The 12,792-nt window shown below is 63.0% G+C and carries 11 protein-coding genes; 8 read left to right on the plus strand and 3 right to left on the minus strand.

Annotation, left to right across the window (positions count from 1 at the left end; all coding sequences use genetic code 11):
* Positions 1-397 precede the first annotated feature (397 nt).
* From sucC to KP004_RS04370, 6 genes are all read left to right on the plus strand, one after another.
* Positions 398-1,567, plus strand: a complete 1,170-nt coding sequence (sucC, locus tag KP004_RS04345) for an ADP-forming succinate--CoA ligase subunit beta (RefSeq protein WP_216801167.1) — start codon at positions 398-400, stop codon at positions 1,565-1,567.
* 10 nt (positions 1,568-1,577) lie between these two features.
* Positions 1,578-2,450 (plus strand): succinate--CoA ligase subunit alpha, encoded by an 873-nt coding sequence (sucD, locus tag KP004_RS04350; RefSeq protein ID WP_216801168.1) that lies wholly within the window; start codon positions 1,578-1,580, stop codon positions 2,448-2,450.
* Between the two features lie 38 nt (positions 2,451-2,488).
* Positions 2,489-2,650, plus strand: a complete 162-nt coding sequence (locus tag KP004_RS04355) for a DUF6290 family protein (RefSeq protein WP_216801169.1) — start codon at positions 2,489-2,491, stop codon at positions 2,648-2,650.
* A 59-nt stretch (positions 2,651-2,709) separates the two neighbouring features.
* Positions 2,710-6,294, plus strand: coding sequence for a pyruvate:ferredoxin (flavodoxin) oxidoreductase (nifJ, locus tag KP004_RS04360; protein WP_216801170.1), 3,585 nt, complete (start codon positions 2,710-2,712; stop codon positions 6,292-6,294).
* Positions 6,295-6,492: 198 nt separating this feature from the next.
* Positions 6,493-7,077 carry a DUF4124 domain-containing protein gene (locus tag KP004_RS04365; RefSeq protein ID WP_216801171.1) on the plus strand — a complete coding sequence of 195 codons (585 nt, stop codon included), beginning with the start codon at positions 6,493-6,495 and terminating at the stop codon, positions 7,075-7,077.
* Complete coding sequence (locus KP004_RS04370) at positions 7,074-7,988, plus strand: M28 family peptidase (protein WP_216801172.1); 915 nt, start codon at positions 7,074-7,076, stop codon at positions 7,986-7,988. Before KP004_RS04365 ends, KP004_RS04370 begins: the two co-directional genes overlap by 4 nt.
* Here KP004_RS04370 and KP004_RS04375 read toward each other — a convergent pair.
* Entirely contained in the window at positions 7,933-8,892 is a 960-nt protein-coding gene (locus tag KP004_RS04375) for a CHAD domain-containing protein (protein ID WP_216801173.1), read from the minus strand. The genes KP004_RS04370 and KP004_RS04375 overlap by 56 nt on opposite strands.
* 84 nt (positions 8,893-8,976) lie before the next feature.
* Entirely contained in the window at positions 8,977-9,141 is a 165-nt protein-coding gene (locus tag KP004_RS04380) for a hypothetical protein (RefSeq protein ID WP_216790678.1), read from the minus strand.
* 186 nt (positions 9,142-9,327) lie between these two features.
* On the opposite strand from KP004_RS04380, the gene KP004_RS04385 reads away from it, so the two are divergent.
* Together KP004_RS04385 and KP004_RS04390 are read left to right on the plus strand one after the other, a co-directional pair.
* Complete coding sequence (locus tag KP004_RS04385) at positions 9,328-9,720, plus strand: hypothetical protein (RefSeq protein WP_216801174.1); 393 nt, start codon at positions 9,328-9,330, stop codon at positions 9,718-9,720.
* A gap of 374 nt (positions 9,721-10,094) precedes the next feature.
* Positions 10,095-11,063 carry a peptidylprolyl isomerase gene (locus KP004_RS04390; RefSeq protein WP_216801175.1) on the plus strand — a complete coding sequence of 323 codons (969 nt, stop codon included), beginning with the start codon at positions 10,095-10,097 and terminating at the stop codon, positions 11,061-11,063.
* Between the two features lie 108 nt (positions 11,064-11,171).
* Here the strand turns inward: KP004_RS04390 and KP004_RS04395 are convergent, their stop codons facing one another.
* Complete coding sequence (locus KP004_RS04395; protein ID WP_239026938.1) at positions 11,172-12,668, minus strand: sigma-54-dependent transcriptional regulator; 1,497 nt, start codon at positions 12,666-12,668, stop codon at positions 11,172-11,174.
* Positions 12,669-12,792: the final 124 nt, after the last annotated feature.

A 12,792-nucleotide genomic window follows, 5' to 3' on the forward strand; every position in this document is an offset into this window, starting at 1 on the left:
TTTGGAACTTCGGTGTTTCTCCTGGTCTGTAACGGTAAATATTGCTGTATTACAATGTAACCAAATAACGTTGCCGAAGCTGTTCTATCGTTACCGACTGGTTGCGGCGGATCCCTGGTTTGTCTTGGTTTTACCGTGTAAATGTCGGTAATTCAAACAATCGTTCGGTGGTTTGGGCGCCGCGCGCGGCGGATGTGGTGCATCCATTTTCGGCAGATACCTTGGTCTTACCAATTTTTTTGTGGATCGATTATAAAAGTGTTTGCTAAATTTTCGTCATGGGAGTATATGAGTGTGGTGCGACGTTGACCCCCGTTTTTAGGCCAAAATAAAACAAGAAACGGTTAATGTTATGCACCCGGCAGGTTTGTTAAAACAGAGGCTTTAAGGAGGGAGTATGAACGTCCACGAGTACCAGGCCAAAGCGATTTTGAGGAAGTTCGGCGTGCCGGTTCCCGACGGCCACGTCTGCTACAACGGCGCGAGCGCGAGGGAATGGGCCAAACGTTTGGGCGAGGGGCCCTGGGTGGTGAAGGCCCAGATCCACGCCGGCGGGCGCGGCAAGGGGGGCGGCGTCAAGCTGGCGCGCACCTCCAGCGAGGTGCAGATGATCGCCCGCGACATGCTGGGGATGACTTTGAGGACGCACCAGACCGGGCCGGAAGGGAAGGTGGTGCACCGGGTGCTCGTTGAGAACGGCTGCAACATCGCCAACGAGCTCTACGTGAGCCTGCTGGTGGACCGCGGCAGCTCCCGCGTCACCGTGATGGCCTCCACCGAGGGAGGCATGGACATCGAGGAAGTGGCGGCCAACACTCCGGAGAAGATCATCACGGAGGCGGTTGATCCCCTGGTCGGGCTCACCCCGTTCCAGTGCCGCAAGATCGCCTTCAGCCTGGGACTCAAGGGAAAGCTGACCAACAAGGCCGTGAAGGTACTTTCCAACCTCTACACCACCTTCATCGCGTGCGACTGTTCGCTGCTCGAGATCAACCCGCTGGTGGTGACCGCCGAAGGGGACCTGCTCGCGCTGGACGCCAAGTTCGGCTTCGACGACAACGCGCTGTTCCGTCACCTGCAGATCGGCGACATGCGCGACTTCGACGAGGAGGATCCCAACGAGATCGAGGCCAGCCAGCACGACCTCTCCTACATCTCGCTCAACGGCAACATCGGCTGCCTGGTGAACGGCGCCGGCCTTGCCATGGCCACCATGGACATCATCAAGCACTACGGCGGCGACCCGGCCAACTTCCTGGACGTCGGCGGCGGGGCCACCATCGAGCGCGTCACCGAGGCCTTCAAGATCATCCTCTCCGACAAGAACGTGAAGGGGATCCTGGTCAACATCTTCGGCGGCATCATGAAGTGCGACGTGATCGCCACCGGGGTTATCGAGGCCGCGCGCCAGGTCGGCATCCAGGTGCCGCTGGTGGTGCGCCTGGAGGGGACCAACGTGGAGCTGGGCAAGAAGCTTCTGGCCGAAAGCGGCCTCAACATAGTAGCCGCCGACGGCATGGCCGACGGGGCGCAGAAAATAGTGGCCGCCGTCGCGGCTGCCGCCTAGGGGGGACGCCATGAGCATATTGATCGGCAAGGAGACCAAGGTCATCACGCAGGGGATCACCGGCGCGACCGGCCTGTTCCACGCGCAGGGCGCCCGCGAGTACGGCACGCAGATGGTGGGAGGGGTGACCCCCGGCAAGGGGGGGACCGTGATCGACGGCTTCCCGGTGTACGACACGGTCGCCGAGGCCGTGTACCAGACAGGCGCCACCGCGAGCGTCATCTACGTCCCGCCGCCGTTTGCCGCGGACTCGATCATGGAGGCGGTGGATGCGGGCGTGGAGCTAGTCTGCTGCATCACCGAGGGGATCCCGGTCCTCGACATGGTGAAGGTGAAGCAGTACCTGGTGGGCAAGAAAACCCGGCTGGTCGGTCCCAACTGCCCCGGCGTGATCACCCCCGGCGAGTGCAAGATCGGCATCATGCCCGGCTACATCCACAAGCCGGGCAAGATCGGCGTCGTTTCCCGCTCCGGCACGCTCACCTACGAGGCGGTCTGGCAGCTGACCTGCATCGGCCTCGGGCAGTCCACCTGCGTCGGGATCGGCGGCGACCCGGTGAACGGCACCAGCCACATCGACTGCCTCAGGCTCTTCGAGGAGGACCCGGATACCGAGGCGGTGATCATGATCGGCGAGATCGGCGGCAGCGCCGAGGAGGAGGCCGCCCGCTTCGTCAAGGAGAACATGACCAAGCCGGTGGCGGCCTACATCGCCGGGGTCACCGCTCCCCCGGGGAAGAGGATGGGACATGCCGGCGCCATCATCTCCGGCGGCAAGGGAACCGCGACCGAGAAGGTGGCGGTCCTCAAGGAGTGCGGCATCAGCGTCGCGGCCACCCCCGCCGAGATGGCGCAGGCGCTGCTCAAGGTCTACAAACCGTAACGACGCGGAGGCGCCACCCGGAGGTGGCGGAGGTCGATATGAAAAAGAAAGAAAACCCACGTTACCACGTGCTCTCGGTGCGGGTGAGCCGCGAGGAGCGCGAGACCATCGAGAAGATTTCCAAGGAAGTGAACATGAAGGTGTCCGACCTGATGCGGGAGGCCCTGCAGGACATGGTCCCCTGGCAGAGCGCGCCGTAGCGCAACCCGGGCAGACGGTAACAGAACTTCACTGCATTACAGATAAGAGGAGCGAGAGCATGAGCAGAAAAATGGTAACCATAGACGGCAACACCGCGGCCGCCCACGTGGCCCATGCCACCAACGAGGTGATCGCGATCTACCCGATCACCCCCTCGTCGGTGATGGGGGAGATCTCCGACGCGAAGAGCGCGGCGGGTGAGAAGAACATCTGGGGCACGGTGCCGCTGGTCTCCGAGCTGCAGTCCGAGGGGGGCGCCGCCGGGGCGGTGCACGGTGCGCTGCAGGCGGGGGCTCTCACCACGACCTTCACGGCGAGCCAGGGGCTTTTGCTGATGATCCCCAATATGTACAAGATCGCCGGCGAGCTCACCTCCACCGTGTTCCACGTCTCGGCCCGCGCCATCGCCACCCAGGCGCTCTCGATCTTCGGGGACCATTCCGACGTCATGTCCTGCCGTGCCACCGGCTGGGCCATGCTCTGCTCCAACAACGTGCAGGAGGTGATGGACTTCGCCCTGATCGCCCAGGCGGCGACGCTGCGTTCCCGGATCCCGTTCCTGCACTTCTTCGACGGTTTCCGCACCTCCCACGAGGTGCAGAAGGTGGAGGCGCTCTCCTACGACGACATGCGCGCCATGATCGACAACGAGCTGGTCAACGCGCACCGGGCCCGCTGCCTCACCCCGGACCGGCCGGTCCTGCGCGGCAGTGCCCAGAACCCGGACGTCTACTTCCAGGGGCGCGAGACGGTGAACCGCTTCTATCCGGCCACCATCGATATCGTGGAGAAGGAGATGGAGAAGTTCGCGGCACTCACCGGGCGCAGGTACGGCGTGGTCGAGTACGCAGGCGCGCCCGACGCCGAGCGGGTCATCGTCATCATGGGCTCCGGCGCGGACACCGTGCAGGAGACGGTGGCGACCCTGAACGCGCGTGGAGAGAAGGTCGGCGTGGTGAAGATCCATCTGTATCGCCCCTTCCCACTCAAGGCTTTCGTGCAGGCGCTTCCCGCGTCGGTGCGCCGCATCGCGGTCCTGGACCGGACCAAGGAGCCCGGCGCACTGGGCGAGCCGCTCTACCTCGACGTGCGCACCGCCATCGGCGAGGGGATGGCGGCCGGAATGAGCAACTTCGTCGGCTACCCGGTCATCGTCGGGGGGCGCTACGGCCTGGGCTCCAAGGAGTTCACCCCGGCCATGGTCAAGGCGGTCTTCGACAACCTGAACGAGGCGCAGCCCAAGAGCAACTTCGTGGTCGGCATCAACGACGACGTGACCGGCGCGAGCCTCGACTACGACAGCTCCTTCAGGACCGCGATGGAGGGGACCTACGAGGCGATGTTCTTCGGTCTTGGTTCCGACGGCACGGTGGGGGCCAACAAGAACTCCATCAAGATCATCGGTGAGGCGACCGACAACTATGCCCAGGCCTACTTCGTCTACGACTCCAAGAAGGCCGGTACCATCACGACCTCGCACCTGCGCTTCGGCAAGAAGCCGATCAACGCGCCGTACCTGATCGACAACGCCGACTTCGTCGCCTGCCACAACTTCACCTTCCTGGAGAAGTACGACATGCTGGGCAAGGCGAAGCCCGGCGCCACCTTCCTGCTCTGCTCGCCGTTCGACCACGGCGAGGTCTGGGAGAAGATGCCGGTCGAGGTGCAGAAGCAGATCATCGACAAGAAGCTCAAGGTCTACACCATCAACGCCATCAAGCTCGCCGAGGAGCTGGGCCTTGGTGCCCGCATCAACGTGATCATGCAGACCGCCTTCTTCAAGATCTCCGGCATCATCGAGCTCTCGAGCGCCATCGCCGAGATCAAGGGGGCCATCAAGAAGAGCTACGGCAAGGCGGGCGAGAAGGTCGTGGCCATGAACAACGCCGCCGTGGACCAGGCGCTTTTGAACATCCACGAGGTGGCCGTCCCGGCGGCAGCGTCGAGCGCCATCACCATGCCGCCGCCGGTCGGGGCGGGCGCGCCGCACTTCGTGAAGGAGGTCACCGGCCGCATCATCGCGGGCTTCGGCGACGACCTGCCGGTCTCGGCGCTGCCCATCGACGGCACCTTCCCCACCGCGACCTCGCAGTACGAGAAGCGCAACATCGCGGTTGAGATCCCGGTGTGGGACGAGAAACTCTGCATCCAGTGCGCCATCTGCTCCTTCGTCTGCCCGCACGCAGCCATCCGCGTCAAGGCCTACCCGGCCGAGGCCCTCGCCGGCGCACCGGCAGGGTTCAAGTGCGCCGACTCCAAGATCGCGGAACTCAAGGAGCACAAGGTGACCTTCCAGGTCGCCCCCGAGGACTGCACCGGCTGCGGCGCCTGCGCCCACAACTGCCCGGCCAAGGACAAGGAGAACCCGGCCCACAAGGCGCTGGACATGCAGTTCCAGCCTCCCTTACGTGCCGCCGAGGCCGCCAACTACCACTTCTTCCTGGGGCTTCCCGACCTCGACCCGGCGCTGGTCAAGCTGGACACCCTGCGCGGCAGCCAGCTGGTGCGCCCCCTGTTCGAGTACTCCGGCGCCTGCGCCGGCTGCGGCGAGACACCGTACCTGAAGCTCATGTCGCAGCTCTTCGGCGATCGTGCGCTCATCGCCAACGCCACCGGCTGCACCTCGATCTACGGCGGCAACCTCCCCACCACGCCGTGGGCGAAGCGTGCCGACGGGCGCGGCCCGGCCTGGTCCAACTCGCTGTTCGAGGACAATGCCGAGTTCGGTTACGGCATGAGGCTCGCGGTGGACAAGTTCAACCAGGCGGCACGGGAGCTCGTAGAAAAGCTCCTTACCTGCGGCTGCGGCAGCTGCACGGCGATCGCGCCGCTGATGCGGGAGATCCTCGATGCCGACCAGTCCGGCCAGGCCGCCATCGAGGCGCAGCGCGCCCGCGTGGCGAAGCTCAAGGAGGCCCTGGCCGGCTGCGAGGAGGAGGCTGCCACACAGCTCCTTCCCATCGCGGACTACCTGGTGCAGAAGTCGGTCTGGTGCGTGGGTGGCGACGGCTGGGCCTACGACATCGGCTACGGCGGCCTGGATCACGTCATCGCCTCGGGCAAGAACGTGAACATCCTGGTGCTGGACACCGAGGTCTACTCCAACACCGGCGGCCAGGCCTCCAAGTCGACCCCGATCGGCGCGGTGGCGCAGTTCGCGGCCGGCGGGAAGTCCATGGCCAAGAAGGACCTCGGCATGATGGCCATGGCCTACGGCCACGTCTACGTGGCGTCGGTTTCCCTGGCCAACCCCGGGCAGGTGGTAAAGGCGTTCATCGAGGCCGAGGCCTATGACGGTCCCTCGCTCATCATCGCCTACTCGCACTGCATCGCGCACGGCATCGACATGACCCGCGGCGTGGACGAGCAGAAGAAGGCGGTCTCCTCCGGCTACTGGCCGCTGTACCGCTACAACCCGGCCCTGGCGGCGCAGGGCAAAAACCCCCTGCAGCTGGACAGCAAGGCGCCCACGACCAGTTTCGAGGAGTACGCGGGGGGCGAAAACCGCTACAAGGTGCTCAGGAAGATGAATCCCGAGGCGGCGGAGCAGCTGATGCAAAAGGCGAGCGCCTGGGCCGCGGACCGCTTCGACTACTACACCAAGCTCGCCGCGCTCAGCTTCGGCGAGGACGGCAAACAGTAACAGACCGAGACTGCGGCAGCAAAAAAGGGCCGGGGATATCCCCGGCCCTTTTTACGTCTTGCTGCACCCTTTCCCGGTCTCCGTAGCGACGCCGGGAGATGGGGAAGATGAGACGCGTCAAAAGAAAATTGACAAACGTGGCCAGTTGCATATTATCTTCGGCCTGGAACTGCATCAACTTATCATCCCGGAGGGGACATGCGACGTACCACGATGCTTGCCGCTGTTTTGATCCTTGCAGCACCCGCGCTGGTCCTTAGCGGCACCTACCAGTGGCGCGACGATGCCGGAACCGTTCATTTCACCGACGATTCCGAGCGGATTCCCGACCGATACCTGAAGCGCGCGCAGGAGGTCGATTCCGCAGGCGCCGCGAAGCCCGCGGCGACCGCCCCCAAACAGGACGCCCCGGTGGCGCCCGCCGCAAAGGGAGTCGGTGCGGCACCCGAGGGTGACGTGACTAGCGCCCAGCGCACCCGGCTTACCGCGGAGCTGGCGCGGCTCCGCGGCGGACTGGAGGGGAAGAAAAAGGAACTGCAGAGGCTGCATCACAAGTGGATGGTGGCCAAGGGACGTACCCCGACCCTGGATGAGGCCAAGGAATTCCAGAAGGAACTGGCCGAGAGGAAGACGAGCGACAAGCAAAATCCCTATATAAGTAAGAACAGTGCCTTGTCTTCGTCGGGTGCCGCCCGTGCCGCTTACTACAAGAAGCTCGTGGAAGTCCGCGAGGACGACGCGCGGGTGCAGCAGCTGGAGCGCGAGCTCGAGGCGCTTAAATGAGCGCGCTGACGGCGGCGACCGTTTCCAGGGAGCGGATCGAGGGGCACCTGAAAGCCCTGGAGGGGGTAAGACATCCGGTGACGGCACCAGCCGCCCTGCAGCGTGCCTGCTGCTACGTCGAGGATACCCTGCGCGGCCTGGGCTACGCGGTCGACCTGCACCCCTTCGAGGACGGCGGCAGCGAGTACCACAACGTGGTCGCCACGAGGCTCGGGACCCGCCTCCCCGACAAGAGGGTCCTGGTGATCGCCCACTACGACACCGTTTCCGTTTCCCCCGGGGCGGACGACAACGCAAGCGGCGTGGCGCTGATGCTGGAACTGGCGACGATTTGCAGGGAGTGGCGTCCGGAGCTTACGCTTCATTTTATCGGGGTCAACCTGGAGGAAAACTCCGAAGAGGGGGTGCGGGGGACCGGGCTTCGAGGGAGCCGGGCCCTGGCCCGCTTCGCCGTGCAGCAAGGGTGGGATATCGAGGCCGTGCTGGTGCTCGAGTCGGTGGCCTATGCGGGGGCGTCGCTGCGCCAGAGTGTGCCTGCCGGACTGCCGTTCCAGGTGCCGCAGACCGGGGATTTCCTCGCCGTGATCGGGAACGAACATTCCCGGGGGGTGGTGGGGCGATTCGTGCTGGTGGTGCAGGACTTCGGCATCGCTCTTCCGGTGGTGCCCCTGGTGGTGCCCGGCAACGGCGAGGCGGTCCCGGACACCCGGCGCTCGGACCACGCTCCCTTCTGGGATGCCGGCTACCCAGCGATCATGCTGACCGATACCACCAATTTCCGCAACCCCCACTACCATGAACCCAGCGACACCCTGGAGACCCTGAACCTCGCCTTCGCGGCCCGCGTCTGCCACGCTACGGCTGCGTTTCTGCTGGGCCTGGCCTGCGGTGAAGGCCCAGTTCCAAGCTGATCTTCGCCGTCAGCGGCTCGATCGGCTGCTCCCGGTGGGTCCGGGCGAAGTCGGCGAAGAGGTCGTTGCGGCGGGCGGCCAGTAGCTGCAGCAGCTCGTCCCGTCCCGTTCCCGGCGCTACCCGCTCCTGCACCATCTCCTTGAAAACGTCGAGGTCGTGCAGTTTCCCCAAGAGGTCCTGGTAGCGCTTGAGGAGCCGGCGCAGTTTTTCGCCATGGTCCTCCAGAAGCGGTGCCAGGATCTCCAGCCGGTAACGCAGCTTCTTGAACGCGATGCGCAGCCTGTGCTGTGCCACCGTGTCTTCCTCGCGCAGCGCTGCCGGGAAAAGTTCCCTCACCAGGGCGATCCGCTCGGCCAACGCACCTTCGGCAAAGATGCCGACCTCTGTGAAGGGGTCGATCCCACCTGCTGCACGTTTTCTGAACGGGTTCAACTGCTCCGACAACCCCGCCAATTGTTTCTTCAATTTCCCCGCCTGGAACTGCGCCAGGGCCCCTGCCACTTCCGTTTGGGCCGCCTCCCGCTCCTTCGACAGCGATTGCTGCAGTTGATCGGCCTCGGTGCGGCAGCGCTCCCTTTCTTGTTCCTCCAGCCCTGAGAAGAAGAGCAGGGCTTCGTCGATGTTGCGCAACTCTCCCAGCAGGGTGGTGAGCTTTTTCACCCGGCGCGACAGCAGTGTCACCTTTTTCTGCGACAGGAGGGGGGCAAAGAGGGCAAGTCCTTCACGCAGACGGCGCGAGGATACCCGCAGGTCGTGCACCTCGTCCAGGTCGAACCCCCGCAGCGCGCCGCGCCAGTGGGCGAAGATATCCTTGCGGAGCACGGCAAGCAGGTGGGAGGCGGCAAACCACAGGTGCACCGGGCGGAGTTGCAAAGAGTCGGTGTGATCGGCTGGAGTAGTCATAAGCCTTTACCAAGACTGACACTATTATAGCATCTCTGCATAGAGGATAGCACAGCTGGTCTGAAGGTATGTCAACACGCCGAATCAGTGTGGTTTGTGGATGGAGATAAGGAATTCCATGACTGCCAGGAGGTTGGTGAGCCTTCTGAAGAGGATGTTCTTTTCCCGCAGGTCCTTGGTGGTCTTGAATTTCGCCATCAGCAGCTGGTACTGTTCATGGGCCAGATCGAAAGGTTTCATCTTTTTCAACGTGCCGCTCTCCTTTTGCTGTTATAAGATTAAAGTTTTATAACTGTATACGACTAATCTGTCAAGCAGGCGGTAGCGAAAAACGTCGTGGAGGCTCCAGGAAGAAAAAATGAAAGGCGTGATTGGTAAATTTTAATGCTGTGCTATAGTGGGGCGGTTGTTTATCAAACCATCGGGAGGCTGACTATGAAGAGAGTATTGTCCACCATCGTAACGACCCTGGTAGTCGTATCCTTCGCAGGCATGGTCTGGGCGGCAGACACGACCGGAACCGGTACGGGATCCTACGGCGGCCAGGGAACCGGCATGTCGACCGGGGCGCAGAGCGACCAGGGGACTGCGGAAACCACCCAGACCAAGACGAAGAAGACCAAGAAGAAGAGAAAGAAAAGCGGCAAAAAGTCCAAAAAACACACACGAAGGAACACGGGGACAGGTGCTTCGGGCATGGAACCTAACTATGGCACGCCGGCCACTGGCGGCCCCAGCGGTACCATGGGGACCGGAGGCGCAGGAACCGGCGGCACCGGCGGGGGCATGGGCACCGGAACCGGGGAGCCCGGGGGGACTGGACGCTAAGAGAAGTGCAGTGACAGGGGCAATTGGGGCCGCACCGCAAGGCGCGGCCTATTTCGTTGCACCCGTTTTACCGGTTGCGCGGGGTAGTGGAAGCGATCCTGTCGCCATTGCTCTCCGCAGGCCGGTCGTGATGGTTTACCCAGGTGTGGGTGATTTGCCCCACCTCTTTGCACCCCTCCTCGGCACCGCCGGTAAAGCACCTGGGCCGTCGCCGCGTCGAAAATCCTGAAACTGCCGAAAACATGACCTGTTTCCTGAACCGGCACAGGGACACAGAGTGATTAGGTTTCCCGTCACCGCCCAGCTCTTTTCTAGGTACGGCTCTTGCTGTGACATGGCTGTTTCAGCCCTACAATTCATAAAAGGAGATTTTCATGTCTGCATTGAAGAATTTGATCCCGGCGGCAGTGGCCGCCCTGGCCCTGTGCGTGCTTCCGGGGTGTTCGGAAAAGGGGCCCAGCGGCGCGCCGGTAGTCAAGGTGAACGGGACCACCATCACCAAGCCGGAGCTGGACCGTGCCGTGAAGACCCTCCTGGCGCAAAACCGGGTCAACCAGACCCTGCCGCCTGACCAGATGAAGAAGGCGACGGACGCAGCCCTGGAGCAGCTCACCTCGGCGGAGCTTCTCTACCAGGAGGGGAAGAAACTGGCCATTAAGGACCTGGATCAACTGGTCGAGCAGAGGTACCAGAAAAACCGGGCCGCCTTCCCGACCAAGGAAGAGTACGACAAGGCGCTCCAGGCAGTCGGCATGACCGAGGCCGAGGTGCGCGACTCGATGCGCAAGGAGATCGTGGTCAACTACTTCGTGGACCAGCAGTTCTCGGCCAAGGCGACCTGCTCGGACGACGAAGCCCGCAAATTCTACGACGACAACAAGGCGAAACTGTTCCAAAAGGGTGAGCGCCTGCGGGCCAGCCACATCCTGGTGAGCGTGGACCAGAAGGGGAGCGCCGAGGAAAAGAAAAAGGCACGCGACAAGGCGGAAGCGCTGTTGAAAAGGGTGCAAAAAGGGGAGGATTTCGCCGCGGTGGCCAAGGCCGAGTCGACCTGCCCCAGCCGCACCAAGGGCGGGGAACTGGGCGTCTTCGGCAAGGGGCAGATGACTCCCCCCTTTGAGAAGGCAGCCTACGCCCTGAAAACCGGGGAGATCAGCAAGGTGGTGGAGACGGAGTTCGGCTATCACATCATCAAGCTGCAGGAGCGGATCGCCCCCTCCACCGACCGGTTCGAGGACGTGAAGTTCCAGATCGTGCAGTACCTGAAGATGGAGCAGACCCGTAAGGCGGTGGCGGCCTTCCTCACCGAGGTACGCCGCAAGGCGAAGATCGAGAAGGTCTAGCCGCAGAGTCCCGGACGCAGATCGGCCCGGAGGGGAGTTCCCCTCCGGGCCGTTTTTTGTCATGGGGCATACCTACTGCGGGGCGCAGCGAGCGGCGGCCGGGTGAGCTCAGGCCCACCTCAGGCTGTCTGCGGAGGGCTGGGGCGTGCTGCCGCCGGCAACCGGCGTGTCGAAACACTCGCTCTCCCCTTCCTTTCCCGAATCGGAGAGCCCGAACTTCTTCATCCGGTAACGCAGGGTGTCCCTGCTGGTTTTCAGGAATTTGGCCGCCTTGGACTGGTTCCCCCCGGATTTCTTCAGGGCAAGCTGTATCAGCATCTTTTCCAGTTCCTCCAGGGAGATGCCGGTGGAGGGGAGCACGATGTGCTCGCCTGCGAAATCGGTGCTGATCACTCCCGGTGCGTCCGGTTCCGCCGCTGTGACCCTGCTCTGCTTGATTTCGGGGCTCAGGAACTCCGGGGTCAGGACCTTCCCCTGTTCCAGCATCATGAGCCGCTCCACGCAGTTGCGCAACTCGCGGACGTTGCCGGGCCAGTCGTACCTGGTCAGGTATTCGAGGGTTTCGGGCGACGCGTGGGTGACGCTTCTGCCGTATTCCTCATTGAGCGTATCGATGAAGTACTGCACCAGGGACTCGATGTCTTCCTTGCGTTCCCTGAGCTTGGGGAGGCAGATGTTCATCACGTTGAGCCTGAAGAAGAGGTCGCCGCGGAACTTCCCTTCCTTTACCATTCTGGGGAGATCCTGGTGGGTCGCCGTGATGATCCTCACGTTGGCCTCGACGTCTTCCTGGCCACCCAGCCTCCTGAAACGCTTGGTTTCGGTCGCTTTGAGGATCTTGGCCTGCATCTGGTACGGCATGTCCCCGATCTCGTCCAGGAACACCGATCCCCCCTCCGCAAGTTCGAAGACCCCCTTCTGGCGCCGCGACGCGTCGGTATAGGCCCCCTTTTCGTGGCCGAAGAGCTCGTTTTCCAGGAGGTTCTCCGGGATGGAGGCGCAGTTCACCTCGATGAACGGGGCGTCGGCCCGGGCGCTGTGGTAGTGGATCGCCTTGGCTACCAGCTCCTTGCCGGTGCCGCTCTCGCCGGTGATCAGCACGGTCTTCGCGTCGGCGTCGGCGCAGATCTTGATCATCTTGAAGACCTCGATCATCTTGGGGCTGTTGCCCACCATCTTCTCCTGATCGGACTTCCTGCGCAGCTCGTTTCTGAAGTAGTCGACTTCCTTCTTGAGGCGCCGTTTCTCGAAGGCCCGCTCGACCACGTGTTTGACCGCCTCGAGGTTGAACGGCTTGCCGAAATAATCCTCAGCGCCATCCTGCAGCGCCTGAACGGCTGAGTCCGCGTTGGCGTAGGCGGTGATCATGATGACGTAAAGGTCTTCGTTGCTTGCCTTGAACCGCTTCAGGAGCTCCAGGCCGCTGGTGTCGGGAAGACAGATGTCCAGCATGACCAGGTCCGGTTTAAAGCTCTCGTATTTCTGGATGGCCTCTGCACCGGAAGCCGCCGTGTCGACCTCGTAACCGTCCTTTTTAAGGCTGGCTGCGAGGGACCAGGAGATCAGCTTTTCGTCATCGACGACCAAGATCCTGTTTTTACTCATGGTGAACGTTCCTTCCTGGACCTGCTGCGGGAGACTCCGCAGATTCTCGCTAGGCTGAAACCGGTGATGGCCGTAGTGTGGGGACGCCCCCCGCGCCGGTCAGCAGGCGGCTGGACTTTATCAT

Origin of the sequence: Geomonas oryzisoli (assembly GCF_018986915.1) — a bacterium.
Lineage (GTDB): Bacteria > Desulfobacterota > Desulfuromonadia > Geobacterales > Geobacteraceae > Geomonas > Geomonas oryzisoli.